The sequence below is a fragment of the Lipingzhangella halophila genome, from assembly GCF_014203805.1.
Classification (GTDB): domain Bacteria; phylum Actinomycetota; class Actinomycetes; order Streptosporangiales; family Streptosporangiaceae; genus Lipingzhangella; species Lipingzhangella halophila.
The window spans coordinates 332,401-352,745 of record NZ_JACHJT010000001.1 but is presented as its reverse complement, the minus strand read 5'-3'; the positions used below and the strand labels follow the sequence as shown (position 1 = coordinate 352,745).

Sequence of the window (20,345 nt, the reverse complement as noted above, 5' to 3'; positions counted from 1 at the left end):
GTGTCACGGTTGGGTGGCGTCCCGCATGATCTGGACGTTGTTGCTCGCCTGGTCGACGAGCATGTTGATCTCGCTGCTCACGGAGCACATGTCGATCCCGTCCTGCATCAGCTCGACCGCCATATGGGGGTCGAAAACGTGGATGGCGGCGACCCGGTTGGTCCGCTTGGCCGCGGCGATAACCGTGCGGTACGCCTCGCGCATCTCCTCGTGGTCGAGCGCACCGGGGATACCCAGGTCCACGGACAGGTCGAAGGGACCGATGAAGAACCCGCCGAGCCCCTCGACCTCGGCGAGCCGGTCGACGTTCTCCAGCCCGCGCCTGGTCTCGATCTGGACCAGGACGAGCGTCTCGCGGTCGGCCTCGGCCATGTACTGCACGGCGGGCCGCTTCGCGAAGGCGCTGTGCGCCCGGCGCAGCGCCACACCGCGGCGCCCCCGGTCCGGGTACATGGCGTGCGATACCACCTCCTCGACCTGTTCGACCTCCTCCACTTGGGGAACCACCAGGCCCGCGGCGCCGGCGTCGAGCGGCTTGAGCACGGTCTCCCGGCGGATCTCGGGAATGCGCACCACGGGTGCCACGTTCCAGCCGCGCGCGGCCGTGACGAGCCCGGCCATCTCGGAGTAGTCGAGCGTGCCGTGTTCCATGTCGATGACAAAGAAGTCGAGCCCCGCGGTCGCCAGCATCATGGCGGCGTTCGGGTTGGCGATCTCGGAGAGCATGATCCCGAAGACCTTCTCGCCCCGCGTGAGCCGTTGGTGGAACGACATGTCACTCCTCATCTCGGTTGTCTGCGGCCCGTTCAGGCCGGGGTCACCGACTGCGCCACACCTTCGGGGACACGGCCCGCGAGCACGGTGACGATTCCTTCGGCGGCGTGCACGGACATGCGGCGCAGTGACTCGCCGGTGTGCGCCGCACAGTGGGGGGTCAGGACGGCGTTCCCGACGCCGAGCAGCGGGCTGTCGTGCGGAGGTTCCGCGGTGAAGACGTCGATTCCCGCGCCACTGAGCCGCCCACTGGTGAGGCGGTCCGCCAGGGCGGCCTCGTCGACGATCCCGCCCCTGGCCGTGTTGACGAGCACCGCGCCCGGCGCGAGCAGGTCGAGCTCCGCGCCGCCGATCAGGCCCCGGGTATCGGGGGTAAGAGGCACGTGCGTGGTGCAGGCGTGCGCCCCCTCCAGCAGCCCGGCCAGGGTGGACGTGCGCTCGACACCGGGAGGCATCTCCGCGCCGTCGGGCAGGAACGGGTCGTACGCGCGCACGCGCATCTCAAGTGCCGCGGCGACGGAGGCGACCCGGCGACCGATCCGGCCAAGCCCCAGTACGCCCAGCGTCCGCCCGGCGAGTTCGGTCCCCACGAGATGGTCGCGTTCGTGGAACGTCCCGCCGCGCACCGCCGCCTGGCATTCGGGAAAGCGCCGCGCCGCGGCGATGAGCAGGCCGATCGTGTGCTCGGCGACCGACACCGCGTTCGCCTCGGGGGTGATGAGGACCCGGACTCCCCGCCGCGCCGCGGCGGCGACGTCGATGGAGTCGGTGCCCACACCGTGGCGCGCGATGACGCGCAGCCGCGGCGCGGACTCGATCATGGCGGCGTTGATGGTTCCGGTGCGGACCAGCACCCCCGCAACACGGTCGCGGACCGCGTCGAAGGTGGTGGCCTCGGGGCCGAACCCGACCGCGAGCGGGCCGCGGGTCCGGATCAGGTCGAGGGCATCGGGGTGCACCGGTTCGGCAACGTAGACCAGCCCCGCGCTTTCGGCGGTCATCGGCCGGCCTCCGCGGTAGGGGCCGCCGGTTCGAGAGGCGGCGGGAGCGGCACCCGCGCGGCCTCGGCCAGCGGTTCGAGGGCGGCGAAGATGTCCGCCGGGTAGCCGATACCGTTCTCGTCGCGCTCGCGCGCCGTCTCGGCCTCGCGCTCGCCCGGCAGCAGGATGCGGTCGGCGCCGCGGGCGAGCTGGGTGGAGCGGACCGCCGCCACGAGCGCGTCGACCCGGGCGTCGAAGCCTTCCCGGTCCGTGAAGGCTTCGATGTCGAGCGCGACAAAGGTGTGGCTGGCGCCCACCGGGCCGTCCTGGTCCAGCCGCCGGACGTCGACACCCGGTGTGCCGTCGCTGAGGACCGCGGTCAGCAGGTCGACCATCAGGGCGAGCCCGTAGCCCTTGTGGTCGCCCAGAGGGCGGAGCAGCCCGCCGTTCGTCAGCACCGCCTCGGGGTCCGCGGTCGGTTGGCCTTCGGAGTCGAGCCCCCATTGCTCGGGGATGGCCTCCCCGCGCCGCGCGGCCAGCATGATGCTCCCGGCGGCGATCGCGCTCATCGCGATGTCCAACACGATCGGGAACTCCCGGAAGGGCACGGCGATCGCCACCGGGTTGTTGCCGAGCCGCCGCTCCTTGCCGCCGGTGGGTGCCATGAGTGGGGCGGCGTTGGTCATCGCGATCCCGACCGCCCCGGCGCTGGCGGCCATTTCCGCGTAGCTGCCCGCCGCGCCGAAGTGCCCGCTGTTGCGCACGGTGGCCGCGGCGACCCCGTTCTTCTTGCACGCTCCGAGCGCGGAGGCCATAGCGAGGTCGGCGGCCGGGTGACCCAAGCCGTCCCCACCGTCGACAGTGAACGTCGCCCCGTTGCCGGGCTCCACCAGCGGTCGGGCGTGCGGGTCCAGGGCCCCGCCGCGGATCTTCTCGATGTAGGCGGGCAGCCGCACCAGCCCATGGGTCTCGGTCCCTCTGCGGTCGGCCCACAGCATGTGCCGCGAGGCGGCACGGGCCGTCGCCGGCCCGGCACCGAACGCGGTGAGAACCTCGGTACTGAAGTCGTGCATCGCGGTGACTGATCTCGGGGGTACTCGTTCGGGCACCGAACCTCCTGTGTTCCGGGCGGGAATCATCAACGCTGGTCGGTCTCGGGTGGGTCGTCGTCGGAGCCCGGCGTCCGGCCGGTCCTCGCCGAGGAGGGGGCGGGCTCGCCACCGGGCGCGGGCTCGTCGGCATCGGCGGGGTCGTCGTCCGCGGCGTCCTCCAGGGCGGTGTCGTCCTCCGCGCCGCCGCGGTCGCCGCGCCACAGCTTCCACAGGGTCCAGGCGAGCCACGCGAGCAGGAACCCGGCGAGCACCAGGGCGATCGGCCGGGTGAACATCGCACCGAAGTCGCCCTCGTAGGTGAGGATCGCCCGGCGCAGGGACTGGTCGGCGACCGGGCCGATCAGGATGCCGAGCACGAGTGGCGCGAGCGGGAAGCCGCGGCTGCGCAGCACGTAGCCGATCAGACCGCAGACCAGGACCACCTGGATGTCGAAGACGGTGAACCCGACTCCCCACGCGCCGACGAAGCCCAGCGTGACCGCGATCGGCAGGATGATCGTTCGCGGAATCGACAGCAGCCGGATGAAGTATGTAGACGCCAGGTAGGCCAGGACACGCATCACCACAGCGGAGATGAGGAACAGCGCGATCGTCGTCGCGATGAACCCCGGCTCCTCCACGATCAGGCTCGGTCCGGGACGCACGCCGTACATGAACAGCGCGGCGATCAGAATGGCGGTGGGGCCGCTGCCGGGGATGCCCAGGGTCAGTGAGGGGATGAGCGCGCCACCCGAGGTCGCGTTATTGGACGTCTCGGCGGCGATCAGCCCCTCATGCGAACCCTTTCCGAAGTCCTGGGGCCGCCTGGACCGCCGGCGGGCGAGGTCGTAGGCGATCCAGGGCGCAGCCGACTCGCCCGAGCCCGGCACGATCCCCATGAGGACCCCGATCAGCCCCGACCGGGCGATGTTGACCACGCTGGCCGGCTTGCGCAGGATGTCCCATCGGGTGATCGCCCGCCCCGGCTTGCCGGCGAGGCGGTAGGGCTGTTTCGACCGGAGCACGAACAGGATCTCCGCGACGCCGAACACCCCGATCAGCACCGGGACGAAGTCGACCCCGCGCATCAGCTCCGGGGTGAACCCGAAGCGGGGCGTCCCGTAGATCGGGTCGGTGCCCACCATGCTGATCGTGATTCCGATGAACGCCGCGATCCAGCCCTTCAGCGGGCTCCTGCCGGCCAGGCCGCCCGCGAGCAGGATCCCGATGAGCGCGACGAGGAACAGTTCCCAGTCGCCCAGCATCAGGGCGAGCGCCGCGACGAACGGCAGCAGGATGAACCCGACGATCTCGCCGATCCACTCGCCGAAGAAGCTGGCCCAGGTGGTCGTGCCGACCGCCTCGCGCGCCTTGCCCTGTTTCGCCAGCGGGAAGCCGTCCAGGGTGGTCACCGCCGCGGCCGGCGTTCCCGGGATGTTCAGCAGGACCGCGGTGATGCTGCCGGAGTAGATGGCCCCGGTGTAGACCCCGATGAGCAGCCCCAGCCCGGCTTCGACCGGCAGGTTCAGCATGAAGCCAAGCAGCAGCGACATGGCCATGACCGCCGTCAGGCCCGGCATGAGGCCCACCGCGATACCGATCACGCCGCCGATGAGCAGGGCGAGGACCACGACTGGTGAGGTCAGGATGTCCACGATCGCGCCCGGGAGGAGGGCCCATTCCTGCGTGACCAGTCCCCAGTCCATGTGTTCACCTCTCGATCAGGCCGACGATGCGGACGCGGTGTCAGCAGCGGAGATCGGTTTGATCCACATCACACTTTGTTGTGACTCAGGTCTCTGAGATTTCGTATACCATACACCGTACATAACGCCAATTTCCTGTCAATCCCCCGAAAAGGAATTTGGCAATTGCCGGAATGGCACCACGAAAACGCGGACATAACGGCCCGCCCGATGCCGCCGCAACGGCATCGGTGGCGAACCGGTCACGCTCCGCACCTTCCGGCTGGTTCACCGCGGGCGGGAACGTGATCCGTCAGTGGATCTCAGGTTCGGCGACGGCTCCGGGACGCGCCAGGAAGTCGAGGTCGCACCCCTCGTCAGCCTGGGTGACGTGCTCGTGAAACAAAGCGCCGTACCCGCGGTGCACCCGCGGCGGGGGCGGGGACCAGTCGTGCCGGCGGCGCTCCAGCTCCTCCTCATCGACCAGCAGGTCCAGGCGTCGGGCCGGCACGTCCAGGCGCACCGGGTCGCCGTCGCGGACCAGGGCCAGCGGCCCGCCCGCGGCCGACTCGGGCGCGACGTGCAGCACGCAGGTGCCGTAGCTGGTGCCGCTCATCCGCGCGTCGGAGATCCGCACCATGTCGCGCACGCCCTGCTCCAGGAGGCGCTTCGGGATGGGGAGCATGCCCCATTCGGGCATACCCGGCCCGCCGCGCGGCCCGGCGTTGCGCAGCACGAGCACCGAGTCCGCGTCGACGTCCAGGTCCGGGCTGTCGACGCGCGCGGCCAGGTCGTTGTAGTCGGCGAAGACCACAGCGGGGCCGGTGTGCCGCAGCAGCTCCGGGTCGGCCGCGCTGTGCTTGATCACGCACCCGCGGGGTGCCAGGTTGCCGCGCAGCACCGCCAATCCGCCTTCGGCACTGAGCGGGTTGTCGCGGTCGCGGATGACGTCATCGTCGTACACCCGCGCCCCGGCGATCCCGTCGGCCAGTGTGCCGCCCGAGATCGTGCGGCACGAGACGTCGAGCAGCTCGCTCACCCGGCTCAGCAGCCCCGGGAGGCCGCCCGCGTTGGCGAAATCCTCCATCAGGAAGCGGCCCGCGGGCCGGATGTCGGCCAGGACCGGGACCTGCCGGCTGAGCTCGTCGAAGTCGTCCAGCGACAGCGGGATGCCGAACCGATTGGCCATCGCGACGAGATGGATGACGGCGTTCGTCGAGCCGCCCAGAGCTAGCACCGCGACGACAGCGTTGCGAAACGACGCGGCGGTCAGCAGGTGGGACGGCCGCTGGTCCCGCTCGACCAGCTCCACGGCTGTCCGGCCGCTCGCGGCTGCCATCCGGGAGTGCGCGGAGTCCACGGCCGGGATGGACGCCGACCCGCTCAGTGCGAGCCCCAGCGTCTCGACCGCGGACGTCATGGTCGAGGCCGTCCCCATCGTCATGCAGTGGCCATTGGAGCGGGCGATGCCGCCCTCGATCTCGCGCCACTCGCAGTCGCTGATCACCCCGGCGCGCCGGTCCGCCCAGTAGCGCCACGAGTCGGTCCCGCTGCCGAGCTCGCCGCCGCGCCACCTCCCGCGCAGCATCGGCCCGGCGGGCAGGAAGACGCACGGCAGGTCGACGGAGGCGGCGCCCATGACGAGGCCGGGCGTCGTCTTGTCGCACCCGCCCATGAGCACGGCGCCGTCGACCGGGTAGGAGCGCAGCAGCTCCTCGGTCTCCATGGCCAGGAGGTTGCGGTAGAGCATCGTCGACGGCTTCTGGAACGGCTCCGCGAGCGACAGAGCGGGCATCTCCAGAGGAAAGCCGCCCGCCTGCAGGACACCGCGCCTGACCTCGTCGGCGCGGGCACGGAAGTGCCCGTGGCACGGATTGACATCGCTCCACGTGTTCAGGATGGCGATGACAGGACGGTCGGCGAAGTCGGCCTCGTCGTAGCCGAGCTGTTTGAGGCGCGAGCGATGGCCGAAGCTGCGTAGGTCATCGGGGGCGAACCAGCGGGCGCTGCGCAGGTTTCCAGGGGCGGTTTCCAGTGACATCCGTGCCTCCGTCAGACGTCGAAACGAGTCAGGGATGGGGTATCCGGACACTCCTTCCGCACGGGTCGGGGGTAGTGGGATGCGCCGGCGGCGCGGCGGGGCGCAGGCGGCGGCGGGGGCTACGCGGCGGCGGGCGAAGGGCTGGTGGGTCAGCCCGCGCTCAGGTGGGTGGAGAGGTTCTTGCCCGGCGCGATCAGGTCCGGGTCGGTGACGATGTCCAGAACGGTGACGGCCGGCGACCCGGCGTCGAGTTCCGCGAGCGCGGCGTCGAGCCGCTCCTCGCTGTCGATGGTCACGGCGTTCGCGCCGAGGCCCCGGGCGATCGCGGCGATGTCGACCGCCCCGATGTCCACGCCCGCCAGCGAGCCGTAGGTCTGGGCCTGGTGCATGGCGATGGTGCCGTACAGCCCGTTGCGGAACACGGCGACGGTGAGGGAGAGCCCCAGGCGTACGGCGGTCTCGATCTCGGCTCCGGTCATCAGGAATCCGCCGTCGCCCACGGTGGCCAGCACCCGGCGGTGCGGCTCGGCGAGCGACGCGGCCACACCGGCGGGCACCGCGTAGCCCATTGCCCCGTTGACCGGTCCGAGCTGGCTGCGCGGTGCGGTGAAGCACCACTGGCGGTGCAGGAACGCGGCGAAGTTGCCCGCGTCGTTGGTGACGATGGTGTCCGCGGGCAGGTGCCGCCGCAGCGCGGCGACGGCGCGCGCCGGGTCGAGCCCGGATGGTGTGTCGGTCCCGGCCGGCACCCGGGTTCCGGCCACGTACCGCTCCCGTGCCGCCTCCCAGTCGCGGGCGGGCGGGTGCGCGGGCGCGCGTTCGGCCAGGGCCGCGAGCGCGCCCGGTACATCGGCGGTTAGGCGCTGGACGGGGCGGGCACCGGTCCCGAGTGGACCGGGCTCGATGTCGATCTGCACCACGTCGGTGCTCGCGGCGGGCAGGGTGTAGCCCTGGCTGGTGACCTCGTCCAGCCGGCTGCCCACCAGGACGGCGAGGTCGGCGTCGCGCAGTGCCTCCACCACGGGCCCGCCGCCCAGCCCCAGGTGTCCCAGGTAGTGGGGGTGATCGTTGGGGAACGTGTCCTGGCGGCGGAAGCCGGTGTAGACGCCGCAGCCGAACCCTTCGGCCACCGCTGTCAGCGTCCCCGCCGCGCCGCGCGCCCCGCTCCCGGCGACCAGGACGGGGCCGCGCGCGGCGAGCAGGCGTCCGGCCAGCTCGTCGAGGTCGGCCGGGGCGGCCGCGGGCCGTCCGTCCGGACCGCCGGCCGCGGCGAACACGGGCGGGGCGGGGGCCACCCGCTCGGACAGCAGGTCGGCGGGCAGCGCCAGGACCACCGGGCCGGGGCGTCCCGACACGGCGATCTCGTACGCCCGGCCGAGCAGGTCGCAGATCCGGTCGGCGCGGTGCGCGGTGACCGCCCACTTCGCCACGGAGCCGAGGAAGGCCGCCAGGTCGACCTCCTGGAACGCCCCCTTGTACAGGTGGTCCGACTCCACCTGGCCGAGGAGCACGATCATCGGGGTCGAGTCCTGGTAGGCGGTGTGCACGCCGATCGCCAGGTTGGCGGCGCCAACGCCGCGGGTCCCCATGGCCACCGCGGGACGGCCGGTGAGCTTGGCGTCGGCCTCGGCCATGAACGCCGCCCCCGACTCGTGGCGGGTCGAGACCAGGGTGAGCCGCGGGTCCTCCTCGACGGCGGCGAGCACCGGCAGGAAGCTCTCGCCGGGAACGGTGTAGAAGTGCCGCACCCCGGCGTCCGCCAGGAGGTCCACGGCCGCGGCTCCGGCCTCCCGATCCCCCGCTGTCAACTGGCGCCCCGTTCGCCGGCATCCCCCGAGAGGCGCTCGACCACCCGCGCGAGCGCGGAATGGTCGGCGTCGCCGTCACCCGAAGCGATGAGCGAGCCGAGGAACTGGCGGACCAGCGCCGTGGTCGACAGCGCCACTCCCGCCTCGGTGCCGGCCTCCAGCGCGATCCCGAGGTCCTTGTGGTGCAGCTTGGCCTTGAAACCGGGATCGAAGCTGGCGTCGAGCATGCGCTGGCCGTGCACCTCCAGGATCTTGCTGCCGGCCAGCCCGCCGAGCAGTGCCTCGCGCACCTGCGCGGGGTCGACGCCGCTGCGCTCCGCCAGGGTCAGCGCCTCGGCCACCGCCTGGATGGTGCCGGCCACAACGATCTGGTTGGCCGCCTTGGCGACCTGGCCCGCTCCGCTCTCCCCGATCAGGGTGATCCTGGTGCCCAGCGCCGCGAAGATCGGCTGGGCACGCGCGAAGTCGGCCTCGTCCCCGCCCACCATGATGGTCAGCGCGGCGTCGACGGCTCCCTTCTGGCCACCGCTGACCGGTGCGTCGAGCATCCGAACGCCCTGCTGGGCGAGGGTCTCGGCCAGCTCCCGGGTGGCGCCCGCCGAGATCGTGCTCATATCGATGAGCATCCCGCCCTCGCGCAGGGTGCTGGCCACCCCGTTCTCGCCCAGAACCACCGCGCGAACGTCGGGGGCGTCGGGAAGCATCACGATCACGGCGTCGGCGTCGGCGGCCGCGGCGGCCGGGCCGCTCGCGGGCTTGGCGCCCGCGGCGACGAGCCGGTCGACCGCCTCCCGGCTCCGGTTGTGCACGGTCACGCTGTATCCGGCCGCCACCAGGTTGCGCGCCATGGGCTCGCCCATGATGCCCAGACCGACGAAACCGATCCGCGCCTCCCCCGGGAGGTACTCGCCTGCGCTCACTTGCGTGTCCCCTTTCGTTCGTGCGTCGTCATGAGCGGTGCTCCGAGGCCGCCACGTGCTCGGCGTACTCGGCGCGGGTGCGCTCGTCGGGCGGGTACGTGCCGCGCAGCGGGCGACCCTCCTCGACCTTGGCGAGGATGAACCGCTCCTGTTGCTCCTGCGCGGCCGCGGGACCCGCGATCTCCGCGGCCAGGTACCGCGGGACGCACACCACGCCCTCGGCGTCGGCGCACAGCACGTCGCCCGGGTAGATCGGAACACCGGCGCACCCAATGGGCGTCTGCAGGTCGACCGCGTGGTGTTCGACGAGGTTGGTCGCCGCCGACACCCCCGCCGCGAACACCGGGAAGGGCCGGCGCGCGATGTCGGGTGAGTCCCGCAGCGAGCCGTCGGTGACGATCCCCGCCGCCCCGCGCCGCATCAGTCGCGCGACCAGGATCTCACCCGCTGATGCGGCCCGGCCCTGGCCCCGGCAGTCCATGACCAGGACCTGTCCCTCGGGCACGGACTCGATGGCGCGGCGCTGCGGGTGGTCGTAGTCCTGGAATACCTCGATGCGGTCGATGTCCTCGCGGGCCGGGATGTAGCGCAGGGTGAACGCCTCGGCCACGAACCCGCACGCGTCGGGGTTCAGCGGACGCAGGCCGTGCAGGAAGACGTTGCGTAGTCCCCTCTGGAACAACTGGGTGGCGAGTGTGGCGGTGCTGGCCTGGCGCAGGAGCGCGAACGTGTCCACCGGAAGCGGCGCTGGATCCTCCATGTTCTCCCCTCTTAGGAGTCGAGGTTCTCCATCATCTGGTCGACGAACCGGGTTATGTGGGACCGCGCCTCTCGCTCGGCCGCCTCGGGGTCGCGGTCCGCGACGGCGGAGAGGATGCGGCGGTGCTCCTCGTACTCGCCCTCCCATGTCTTCTTCTGGGTCCAGCCCGCGATCGAGATCAGCGCGACCAGGTCCTGCAGGCCGTCGAGGTAGCGGCACAGCAGTGGGTTGCCGCAGCCGAGATAGAGGCTGCGGTGGAAGCTGCGGTTGAGCAACTGCAGCTCGACCCGTTCGCCCCGTGCCCCGCGTTCGGCGGCCTCACCGAGAAGCTGTTCGGCCTCCGCGATTTCGGCGTCGGAGATATTGCGGGCCGCCATGGCGATCGCGGCCGGCTCCAGGAGGTCCCGCGTCTCGTACACGTGGCGCACCAGGTCGGCCGAGACACTCTGCACGGTCATGCCCCGGTACTGGTTCTGGTCGACCAGCCCCGACCCGACGAGCCCGATTAGCGCCTCGCGTACCGGGGTCTTGGAGACCCCGAAGAGTTCGGAGAGCTCGCGTTCCACGAGCTGCTGGCCGGGTTCCAGCTGCCCGGAGAGGATCGCCTTGCGGATCGCGTCCGCGACCACCTGGGCGCGCGACCCCTGAAAGGTCAGCGCGGGCAAGGCCCCCGCACGGCTGGTTCCCTTCGCCTGTTCCATCTGCTCGAAGCCTGTCGTCATCGGTACTGGTACCTCTCACTAGCGTCTGGCACGCCAGTATGGCCCGGAGCGGGCCGCATTGCGGTGCACGCGCCGACCCCCACCCTGGTGGAGGGCATACCCGCGCCAGTGTGACCTGCGTCATGACCCGCATGCGATATATGGTATATGAGACACTAGTTTCTGGGAAGGCTCACCGCTGTTTCCGCCAGAAGAGCGAACGGCCGGGCCGGAAGTCCGGCCCGGCCGTTCGCTCCCAGCGGCGCGGCGCGGTTACTCGCGCCCCAGACCCCGGAGCACGGCCCGCTCCACCGGAGAGTACGGGACGAACGGCGGCCGCTTCAGGCGCAGTTCGTCCGCGGGGTCGAGCGGTGGCTGGGCCATGAACTTGGGGGTGCTCCCCCGGTGCGGCTGCGCCGCGTGCGCCAGGAACGGATGGCAGAGGTAGACGTCGCCGGCCCGGCCGGTCGCCAGCGCCACCGGGCGGTGCGCGGTCGGCGCGTCCACGTCGATGTTGATCCCCTTCTCGCCGAACGGCTCCAGCAGCGGTGGGAGGTCGAGGTGCGAGCCCACCCGGACGCGGGTGGGAGCGTCGTCCTCGCCGACGTCGGAGAACAGGAACAGCATGAGCAGCGCTCGGTTCCGGGAGTAGATGTTGGTCCGGTAGCCCGCGATGTCGAGCGCGGCGTAGTCGAGGGGCCCGTCGCTCTCGTCCTCCGCGATATGGAACCCGGCGTCGACGTGCCAGCCGGTGTCGCCCGGGTCGTCGGGGTGCGGGAAGCGGATGGGGAAGGTGCCCAACCCGTTGGGCTCGACCCAGCGCCCGCGCCCGACCAACTGGTCGTAGGCGCAGTGCAGCCGGTCCGTGTTCGCGGCGAGGTAGAACGGCCGGTGGCCGAAGCCACCCAGCCGGACAACGGGGGCGGTCCAGGTGGTGGGATCGTCGGGGTCCTTGCCGGTGGCTTTCCACAGCATCGCGCGCCCCTCGTCGGCGAGCTCCCGCGGGAAGGCGCCCGCCAGCTTCACGAAACCGTCGGCGACGAACCGCTCGACCTCTTCGCCACTCAGCGCCGCAAGCGCCATAACGTGCCCCCATCTCGCGTGCCGGAAAAGGGTCTACCGGAAGGCTCGCAGCGCGCTGGCCGGGGGTCCACTGAATTTCGGGCCCCGGGACGCGTCACTGGCCTGCCGGCCCGGGCCCAGGCGCACCCTCGGCACGCAGCGACTCCAGCAGCCGCGTCAGCGCGGCGACCGTATCGCTGAGGTCCTTGGGATCTCCCGACCGCGCGAGCCACAGCGCGGCCTCGTTCATCGCACCCGACAGCAGGTGGACAAGGGGGCGCACCGGCTGGTGCGCGATCGTGCCGTCCTCGACCAGTTCGGTGAGGGCCTCGGTCAGGTGCCGCTCGGACGCGGCCTCGTCCATGGCGCGCCACTCGCTCCACCCCAGCACCGCCGGGCCGTCGACGAGCATGATCTGCTGCACCTCGCGGTCCGAGCTCGCGGCGAGGAACGCCGCACACCCGGAGGTCAGCCGCGTCCACGGGTCCGGCGTCGCCTCCGCCGCGGCCGCGACCCGCGCCCCGACGTCGTACTGCACCTCGGCGACCACGGCGCGGAACAGGCCCATCTTGCTTCCGAAGTGGTGGTAGAGCGCGCCCTTGGTCACTCCGGCGCGCTGGGTGAGCTCCGCGAGGCTCACCGCACCGAACCCGTTGCGTGCGAACAGCTCCCTGCCCGCGGCGATCAGCTCCCGCATAGTCGCCTCGCGCTGCTGCGCCTTCGTGCGGGGTGCCGGGTCCGCCGCGTCCGCGCCGGCTGAGTGGTCCGCCGTCATCGAGGTAGCCCGCCCTCCTGTTGACATACCAATGGTACGTGTTTAACGTAAAATACATACCGATGGTACGCGTTAATCCGAATGGGGTCCTCATGAGCCTGACCAGCTTCTACCCGGTCATCTGCACCCGCCAGGTGGCTGAGACCAGGGATTTCTACGGCCAGCACTTCGGCTTCGAGACGGTATTCGAGGCCGACTGGTACGTGAGCCTGCGCCGGCCCGGACCGCCGCCGTACGAGCTGGCGATCCTGGACCACACCCACGAGACGCTCCCCGAGCCGTACCGGACACCCGTGGCAGGGCTGCTACTGAACTTCGAGGTGGCCGACGCCGACGCCGAGTACCAGCGGCTTGTGACCGAAGGCGGCCTGGCCCCGGAACTGCCGCTGCGCAGTGAGGACTTCGGGCAGCGGCACTTCATCGTCGCCGACCCGAACGGTGTCCTGATCGATGTGATCATGCCCATCGCGCCCACGGCCGAGTTCGCTGAGCAGTACGTCTCCTAGCGCGGTGTTCCGCCCGGCTCGCCGGCCACCGGGGCCTGCCCGCCGGTGCTGCCGGGCGCGAGCCGCGGCGGTTCGAAGGCGCGGACCGGGGGCGGGGCGCCCTCGTAGGCCTCGACCTCGACCCGGACGTGCTGGCCGGTGCACCCCTGGCTGAGGCGCGAGGTTCCGATGTCCTCGGTCAGCACGTTCGGGTTGCCGTGGGCGCAGCTCACATCGGGCGCCGAGGGGTCGTACCAGGCCCCGGTGGACAGCTGCGCGACCCCCTGGCGGAGCGCGTCGCTGATCTCCGCACCGGCCAGGCAGGAGCCGCGGGCGTTGGACACCCGCACGATGTCGCCCGGCGCGAGCCCGCGAGCGGCGGCGTCATCGGGGTGCAGCCGGATCGGGGCGCGCTCGCCGATCTTGCCCGCGCGGCTGTACGCGCCCATGTCCTGCTGGCTGTGCAGCTTGGTGCCGGGCTGGTTGGCGATGAGCAGCAGCGGCGACGTGCCTGATTCCAGCGACCGGAGCCGCTCCCCCTCTTCGGGCAGCCACACCGGGTGACCGGGGCACTCGGCGTAGCCGAACCCGGCGATCGTCTCGGAGTACAGCTCGATCCGGCCGCTCGGGGTCCCCAGCGGAACGGAGTCGGGATCGCGCCGGAACTCGGCGAGGACCGCGCTCGGGTGGACCCTGCCCGGGAGGTCCACCGTCCCAGCCGCCCAGAACTCGCCGAACCCCGGCAACGGCGCCCTTTGCCCGCCGCGCCACGTCTCGTACATGTGCCGCAGCCACTCCCCCGATGTGCGCCCCTCGGTGAAGGCGTGGCGCACGCCGAGCCGCCGGGCCAGGTCGGCGTAGACGTCGTACTCGTCCCGCGCCTGACCGTGCGGGGACACGGCGCGGGGCGCCGCGCGCAGCCGCAGGTCGCCCCGGCTGGCGACGATGTCGTCGCGTTCCAGCGCGGTCGTGGACGGCAGCACGATGTCGGCGTGCCGCGCGGTCGCGGTCCAGTGGGTCTCGACCACGAGCACGGTCTCGGGCCGGGCGAAGGCGCAGGACAGCCGCTCCAGGTCCTGGTGGTGGTGGAACGGGTTCCCGCCCGACCAGGCCACCAGCCGGATGTCGGGGTAGCGGCGGAGCTCGCCGTTGTACTCGTACACACCGCCGGGCCCGGGGTGCAGCAGCATGTCGGCGACCCGCGCGACGGGGATGAACTCGTCAACGGGGTTGCTCCCCTGGGGCAGGCGCGGCAGCCCGCCGGGGGTGGCGCCGCCCCCGTAGCGGCCGGTCGACCCGTAGCCGGCGGCGAAGCCCCCGCCGGGCAGGCCGATCTGGCCGAGGAAGGCCGCGAGCGCGATCCCTGCCCACAACGGCTGCTCACCGTGCCGGGTGCGCTGCACCGACCATCCGACGTTGAGCAGTGTGCGGCCGGCCGCCATCCGCCGGGCGAGCTCGCGCAGCGTCGCGGCGGGCAGGCCGCTCAGCTCGGCGGCCCACTCGGGGTCCTTGGGGGTGCCGTCGGTCTCGCCCAGCACGTAGCGCCGCAGGTGGTCCGCGCCCACGGTGTAGCGGTCCAGGAACGCGGTGTCGGCGAGCCCTTCGGTGAGGAGCACGTGCGCCAGGGCGAACATGATGGCGGTGTCGGTGCCCGGGGCCGCGGGCAGCCACTCGGCGTCGACGCCGTCGGGGGTGTCGTCGCGCAGCGGACTGACCGAGACGAAGCGCACCCCGTTCCGGGCGGCGGTGCGCATGGCGGGCTCCGCGGTCTGCGCGGCCCGGCCGCCCGCGGAGTTCCAGGTGTTGGAGACCCGCAGCCCGCCGAAGGACACCACCAGGTCGGTGTGCTCGGCGATCACCTCCCAGGCGGGTGGATTTTCCAGCAGCTCGGCCAACCCCGCGCGGCCGAGGACGTGCGGCACCAGGACCTCGATGGCGGCGTGGCTGTAGGTGTCCCGGCTGGCGGTGTAGCCGCCGATCGTGTTCAGCAGCCGGTGCAGTTGGCTCTGCGAGTGGTGGAAGCGCCCGGCGCTCGCCCACCCGTAGGAGCCGCCGTAGACGGCGGTGTTGCCGTGCTCGCGGCGTACCCGGTCGAACTCGCCGGCGAGCAGGTCCAGGGCGGTCTCCCAGTCCACGGCCAGGTACTCGTCGTCGGGGGCGCCGCGCCGGTCGTCGGGGCCCGGCCCGTTGTCCAGCCAGCGCCGGCGGACCGCGGGGGTGGCGACGCGCGTGGGGTGGTGCTGCGCGTCGGGCGCGTTCTCCAGGAGCGGGGCCGGTGCGGGGTCGTCCGGGTCGGGACGCGCGCCGACGACCCGGTCACCGGCGACGAGCACCTGGTAGTCGCCCCAATGGGCGCTGGCCCGCCGGTATGTGGCGGCCCCTTCCGGGTCCGACCCGTCCATGCCGGCTCGCCCCCTTCCGTCGCACCGGTCAGCGCTGCCGTGACCTGCACCTTACTCGGGCCGCCCAGCGGGAAGAGCAGGTGGGCCCCTACCGGTAGGGGCCGCGCCGCCACCGTTTGGCAGGATGGTCGCCGCGGTATCGGACGAACGTGGGGGGCAGGATGAGTGCGGTAGCGGCGAGATCACGCCGGTCGGTCCTGGCGGTGCCCGGGTCGAACCCGCGGTTCATCGACAAGGCGCGCGGCCTGCCGGTCGACGCCTTCTTTCTGGACCTGGAGGACGCCGTCGCCTCCGCGGAGAAGGAGAACGCCCGCGAGGCCGCGGTGGCCGCGCTCAACGAAGGCGGCTGGGAGGGCCGGATCCGCACGGTCCGGGTGAACGACCTGACCACGGCGTGGACCTACCGCGACGTGATCACGGTGGTGGAGGGCGCGGGGGCGAACCTGGACTGCCTCGTCCTGCCGAAGGTCACCAGCGCGAGCCAGGTGCGCTGGTTGGACATCCTGCTCACCCAGATCGAACGCGCCGTTGGCCTGGAGCCCGGCCGGATCGGCATCGAGGCGCAGATCGAGGACGCCCGCGGGCTGATCGACGTCGACGACATCGCGGCGGCCTCGCCCCGCCTGGAGAGCCTCGTCTACGGCCCGGCCGACTTCATGGCCTCGATCAACATGAAGACACTGGTGGTCGGCGAACAACCGCAGGGCTACGACACCGGGGACGCCTACCACTACATCCTCATGCGCATCCTGATGGCGGCCCGCGCCAACGGCCTGCAGGCCATCGACGGCCCCTACCTGCAGGTCCGCGACGTGGACGCGTTCCGCCGCTCGGCCGGGCGCACGGCGGCCCTGGGGTTCGACGGCAAGTGGGTCCTGCACCCCGCTCAGGTCGACGCGGCCAACGAGATCTACGCGCCCGGCCAGGACGACTACGACCACGCCGAGCTGATCCTGGACGCCTACGACCACGCCACGCGCGTGCAGCGGCGGGGCGCGGTGATGCTGGGCGACGAGATGCTCGACGAGGCGTCCCGCAAGATGGCCCTGGTGGTCGCGGCCAAGGGACGCGCGGCGGGAATGCGGCGGGAGAAGTCGTTCACTCCTGAGGAGGAGTGAAGGGCGGATTCCGGATGAGCCCGAGCTCGCAGGCGTCTACCGAACCGCGGCGACGCCAGGACGGCCCTGCGGCTGTCCCCAGGTCCGGCGACCTGAGCGGCCGGTTCCGCTCAGAATCCCATTTCCCTCAGCCACGCGAGGAGGTCGTCCTCGCGTTGCGTCGCCTGCTCTCTGCTCCACGTCCCCAGATCACGGCAGTCGACCAGTAGGCCGTCCCGGAGGTAGATCACGCGGTCGGCCCGAGCGGCGCAGGCAGGGTCGTGCGTCACCATGACGAGGGTCGTTCCCTCGCTGTGCACGTCCATGAGCGCATCCATGACCTCGATCGTCATACTGCTGTTCAATGAGCCGGTCGGCTCGTCCGCGAAAAGGATGGACGGTTCGCCGGCCAGCGCCCGGCAGATAGAGGCCCGCTGCAGCTGGCCTCCTGAGACCTGGGTGATGCCGTGCTGCCCCACATGCGCGATCCCGAACCGCTCCATGAGCGTGTCGACGCGGGCGATCGCGGTTTCCTTTTCCTTGGGCGCCCCTTTGAGGGCGGGCAGGAGAATATTATCCCGGATCGTCAGGTTGTTCAGAAAATACGCCTGCTGGAAAATGAACCCCATCTCCGCCAACCGGACGCGACTCATTTCTTTTTCACTCAGAGAGGTCAGATCCCGCCCTTCCAGGAAAACGTTCCCATTCGTTGGGCGGTCCATTCCGCTGATATTGTAGAGCAGTGTCGACTTCCCGGAACCGGAGGCGCCCATCACGACGAGGAACTCGCCCTTCCTGACGGCCAGACCGATTCCGTCGATGACCTTGGTCGGCGGATCAGTGGAGTAGTACGTTTTGGCCAGGTCCCGGGATTCCAGCGTGACGTGGTCATCGTGCGGCATGAGCGCTCCTATCATCCTTTAAGCCACCAGCTCTTGTCGGCAGAGCGAAGCCGTGCGGTGAGAACCACGGCGCCGAGGTATCCGGCAGTGATCAGAACCAGCGGGTAGACCACATAGACGAGCAACGGGTTCGGCAGGAACGCGAGATTCGAGATCCCCAATCCCGCCAATGAGATGACGAGACCGACGAGGGACTCTCCGGCCGTCGCCGCGAAAACAAGACCGAGCAATGTTCCGACGAGCACCGCAAGGAGGGTCTTGCCCCGCACCTGAGCGATGATCTCGCCTGTCGAAAATCCGAGGGCTGACAGGACTCCCATCTTTCTTCGTTCTCTCGTCAGACGCAGCTTGAGGAACAGGCTCGTGATGAGCACCGCGACACCGATCCCGAAGATGAAGGACAGGATGGCAGCGGACCGGAAGGCGTCGGTCACGTACGACAGCGTCTGCTGGACGTACTCCCGCATCGGGGTCACGGTGGCCGCCGGAAAGCGCTCGCTGTAATCAGTCGCAACAACCGCGGGGTCTGCCCCATCGGCCGTGTTCGCGTAGATCACGTAGCCGGCCGCGCCGGTCGTCGCCGCACCCTGCATCTTGGCGGTGTACCCGCCCCTGGTGACGTCCTGATAGACGCCGCTGACGACAACCGTGGTCGTCTCGCCACCGGTGCGAATGGTCAGCTCGTCCCCGGTCGAGAGCTGGTACTTGTCCGCGTTCAAGACGGAGAGTGCGATCTGCCCGGGTTCGGGGCGCTCGCCCTGCAGGAACTCGACCGTGTCACCCGAATAGTCACCCACCTCGACGCGCAGGGTCTCCCACCCTTCCCCCTGGTCCCCCTCGGCCTCGTACAGCACGTTGGCGAAGGCGCGCACATCCCTCAGCCGGTCATCGCCCTGCATTCTGGAGAGCACGTCCTCGCGTACGGCGTCGACATCGTCCGAGAACTGCAGATCAGCGCGCAGGTCGCTCTCCGGAGCCCCCATGTACGTGACGAAGCGCGGGCTCTCGAACGTGCTGAGCAGATTCAGCGGAAGCGTCATGAGGATGGTGGCGAGGAAGAAGACGATGGAGATCAGGACCCATTGCCCGCCCTCGGCCCGGAGGTCCAAAAGGGCCAGGCGCCTGTTGACGCTCCCGCCGCGATACGAGGCGAGGCTGGTCTGCCGGACTCGTCTGGCCTGCCGCCTGGCGCGGCGCGCGGTCTGCCGCTCATCAAGCGTGCTGCCGTGGACCAGGGCGTTCACGACCGAGATCTTCTTGACCCCTCTGAGGACACCGCGGCAGATGGCGACGACGAACAGATAGACGAGCACCAGCGCGAGCACGGGCACCAGGACCGTCGTGACACTGGGCGGCGCCTCGGCGTAATTCACCTGGATACTACGCGTCAGCAGATTCGTTGCGATGACGGCGAGGACGCCACCGACGACGCACGCGAGGAAGGTCATGACGCGGTACTTCGCCAGATACAGGCGGGCGATCGCGTTGTGGGGGAGGCCGATGGCTTTCATCGCGCCGATCTCGCGGACTTCGTCCTCCAGTGTCCCGCGGATCACGAAGCGCAGGCTGAGGAGGGCGATCGCGATGAGGAGGAGGCTCACGAACACCAGCGCCACCGCAACCAGGCCATCACTGAACGCGTTGATGATGCGGATCATCTGGAACGTGACCGCCTGACCGTTCTTCGGTAGGGCCTCATCGGACTCGTAGGCGCGCTGGAGTTCCGATATCGAGGACGGATCGGTCAGCCGATACTCGACGATGACCTCCGGCGCGCCGCCGCCTCCTTGCTCCAGTTCCCGGAAGTCCGCGTCGGAGACCAGGAACCGCGTGGCGGAGGACAGGGATGACGCCATCTGCGAATCGCGCACGAACCCTTCGATGCGCAAGTCCCGGATCCCGGTGTCCGTCCTGACCGCGAGCTCGTCGCCGGCCCGGAGATCGAATCTCTGCTGGTACGCCACCGGGACATAGACCTCGCCTTGGGAAGGCCGCGGAATCGCCCCGGTCTCGTCGATCAGGAAATCAAACTCCTCGTTCTGCGTCACGAAGAGGTTGTCGATCAAGCTGTCGGAAAGATCGCCGGACTCACCCGTCTCCGGACGCTGCCAGGCGATGGCGGCACCGTCGAAGCCGAGCATCTCTTCGACAAGCCACGCGTCGACCTCCGGCTGCTCCGAGGCAAAACGGGCCAGCGCATCCGGATCGTAATCACCCTTGTGCATCTGCAGAAAGTGCGGCGGCTTCGCCTCATCGAAGAGCTGATCGACGGATCCGACCAAACGCTCCATCACCATGGATCCGGTGGCCATCAAGAACGCACTGAGGATCAGAACCACCACGAGCGCCACGTTGACGCCCTTGTTCTTGATCAAGTCATTGTACGCGGATCGGAAATACAGGGAGTCCTTCATTTTGCGTTACCTCCCTGATTTCCCGGCTCGCTGACCCAAGTGAGCCTCGGTCATTTGTACGCTTCTTGCCCGCGAGCCCAACTATAGAAAGCCCCGGTGGAACCGTCACTGCCGCACGGGACAATCCAGGGGGAGGCCAGGGCGAACCCTGACGACGGGTTCGGGGCGATCCCGAGGACGGCGCCTATCGGGCGGTGCGCACTCCCCCGGAAGTGCTCTCACCAGGTATGCGGCCGGGTTCGCCGGCTAGCGAACGCAAAAAGACGGTCTACGCTCGCCCATCAAAAAAGTCCCTTGCTTCGACCAAGGCGAAGATCAGATTCTTGACGGGCCGGGAGACACATCGCACGCGCGCAGATCAGCGGCATTGCGACGACCCTTTGAGCCCAAGAAGTAGCCCTCAGTCACCTCCGCACCCCATTCCATCTGGGCGTTTTCGGGGCATTTG

General features: G+C 70.3%; 16 protein-coding genes. 2 read left to right on the top strand and 14 right to left on the bottom strand.

The window, feature by feature from the left end; genetic code table 11:
• Window positions 1-3 precede the first annotated feature (3 nt).
• From F4561_RS01685 to F4561_RS01635, 11 genes are all read right to left on the bottom strand, one after another.
• Window positions 4-774, bottom strand: coding sequence for an HpcH/HpaI aldolase family protein (locus F4561_RS01685; protein ID WP_184574094.1), 771 nt, complete (start codon window positions 772-774; stop codon window positions 4-6).
• 32 nt (window positions 775-806) lie between these two features.
• Window positions 807-1,775, bottom strand: coding sequence for a hydroxyacid dehydrogenase (locus F4561_RS01680; RefSeq protein ID WP_184574092.1), 969 nt, complete (start codon window positions 1,773-1,775; stop codon window positions 807-809).
• Complete coding sequence (locus F4561_RS01675; RefSeq protein ID WP_184574090.1) at window positions 1,772-2,863, bottom strand: Ldh family oxidoreductase; 1,092 nt, start codon at window positions 2,861-2,863, stop codon at window positions 1,772-1,774. The genes F4561_RS01680 and F4561_RS01675 overlap by 4 nt, the downstream gene beginning before the upstream one ends.
• 29 nt (window positions 2,864-2,892) lie before the next feature.
• On the bottom strand, window positions 2,893-4,551 hold the full coding sequence (locus F4561_RS01670; RefSeq protein ID WP_184574088.1) for a tripartite tricarboxylate transporter permease: 1,659 nt from the start codon (window positions 4,549-4,551) through the stop codon (window positions 2,893-2,895).
• A gap of 292 nt (window positions 4,552-4,843) precedes the next feature.
• On the bottom strand, window positions 4,844-6,571 hold the full coding sequence (gene araD, locus F4561_RS01665) for an L-arabinonate dehydratase (RefSeq protein WP_184574086.1): 1,728 nt from the start codon (window positions 6,569-6,571) through the stop codon (window positions 4,844-4,846).
• Between the two features lie 149 nt (window positions 6,572-6,720).
• On the bottom strand, window positions 6,721-8,379 hold the full coding sequence (locus F4561_RS01660; RefSeq protein WP_184574084.1) for a thiamine pyrophosphate-binding protein: 1,659 nt from the start codon (window positions 8,377-8,379) through the stop codon (window positions 6,721-6,723).
• Complete coding sequence (locus F4561_RS01655) at window positions 8,376-9,299, bottom strand: 2-hydroxy-3-oxopropionate reductase (RefSeq protein ID WP_312885093.1); 924 nt, start codon at window positions 9,297-9,299, stop codon at window positions 8,376-8,378. Before F4561_RS01655 ends, F4561_RS01660 begins: the two co-directional genes overlap by 4 nt.
• 28 nt (window positions 9,300-9,327) lie before the next feature.
• Window positions 9,328-10,059, bottom strand: a complete 732-nt coding sequence (locus F4561_RS01650; RefSeq protein ID WP_184574082.1) for a ribonuclease activity regulator RraA — start codon at window positions 10,057-10,059, stop codon at window positions 9,328-9,330.
• Between the two features lie 11 nt (window positions 10,060-10,070).
• Entirely contained in the window at window positions 10,071-10,781 is a 711-nt protein-coding gene (locus F4561_RS01645; protein WP_184574080.1) for a GntR family transcriptional regulator, read from the bottom strand.
• A 252-nt stretch (window positions 10,782-11,033) separates the two neighbouring features.
• Complete coding sequence (locus tag F4561_RS01640) at window positions 11,034-11,843, bottom strand: phytanoyl-CoA dioxygenase family protein (protein WP_184574078.1); 810 nt, start codon at window positions 11,841-11,843, stop codon at window positions 11,034-11,036.
• Window positions 11,844-11,937: 94 nt separating this feature from the next.
• On the bottom strand, window positions 11,938-12,597 hold the full coding sequence (locus F4561_RS01635) for a TetR/AcrR family transcriptional regulator (RefSeq protein ID WP_184574077.1): 660 nt from the start codon (window positions 12,595-12,597) through the stop codon (window positions 11,938-11,940).
• A gap of 92 nt (window positions 12,598-12,689) precedes the next feature.
• On the opposite strand from F4561_RS01635, the gene F4561_RS01630 reads away from it, so the two are divergent.
• Window positions 12,690-13,103 carry a VOC family protein gene (locus F4561_RS01630; RefSeq protein ID WP_184574075.1) on the top strand — a complete coding sequence of 138 codons (414 nt, stop codon included), beginning with the start codon at window positions 12,690-12,692 and terminating at the stop codon, window positions 13,101-13,103.
• On the opposite strand, the gene F4561_RS01625 is transcribed toward F4561_RS01630, so the two are convergent.
• Window positions 13,100-15,484, bottom strand: a complete 2,385-nt coding sequence (locus F4561_RS01625) for a molybdopterin-dependent oxidoreductase (protein WP_184574073.1) — start codon at window positions 15,482-15,484, stop codon at window positions 13,100-13,102. The genes F4561_RS01630 and F4561_RS01625 overlap by 4 nt on opposite strands.
• A gap of 161 nt (window positions 15,485-15,645) precedes the next feature.
• Between F4561_RS01625 and F4561_RS01620 the strand changes: the two genes are divergently transcribed.
• A complete protein-coding gene (locus F4561_RS01620) occupies window positions 15,646-16,602 on the top strand; it encodes an HpcH/HpaI aldolase/citrate lyase family protein (protein ID WP_184574071.1) in 957 nt (318 codons plus the stop codon).
• Between the two features lie 110 nt (window positions 16,603-16,712).
• Here F4561_RS01620 and F4561_RS01615 read toward each other — a convergent pair whose 3' ends face one another.
• Window positions 16,713-17,483 carry an ABC transporter ATP-binding protein gene (locus tag F4561_RS01615; protein ID WP_184574069.1) on the bottom strand — a complete coding sequence of 257 codons (771 nt, stop codon included), beginning with the start codon at window positions 17,481-17,483 and terminating at the stop codon, window positions 16,713-16,715.
• A gap of 11 nt (window positions 17,484-17,494) precedes the next feature.
• Complete coding sequence (locus F4561_RS01610) at window positions 17,495-19,897, bottom strand: ABC transporter permease (protein WP_184574067.1); 2,403 nt, start codon at window positions 19,895-19,897, stop codon at window positions 17,495-17,497.
• Window positions 19,898-20,345: the final 448 nt, after the last annotated feature.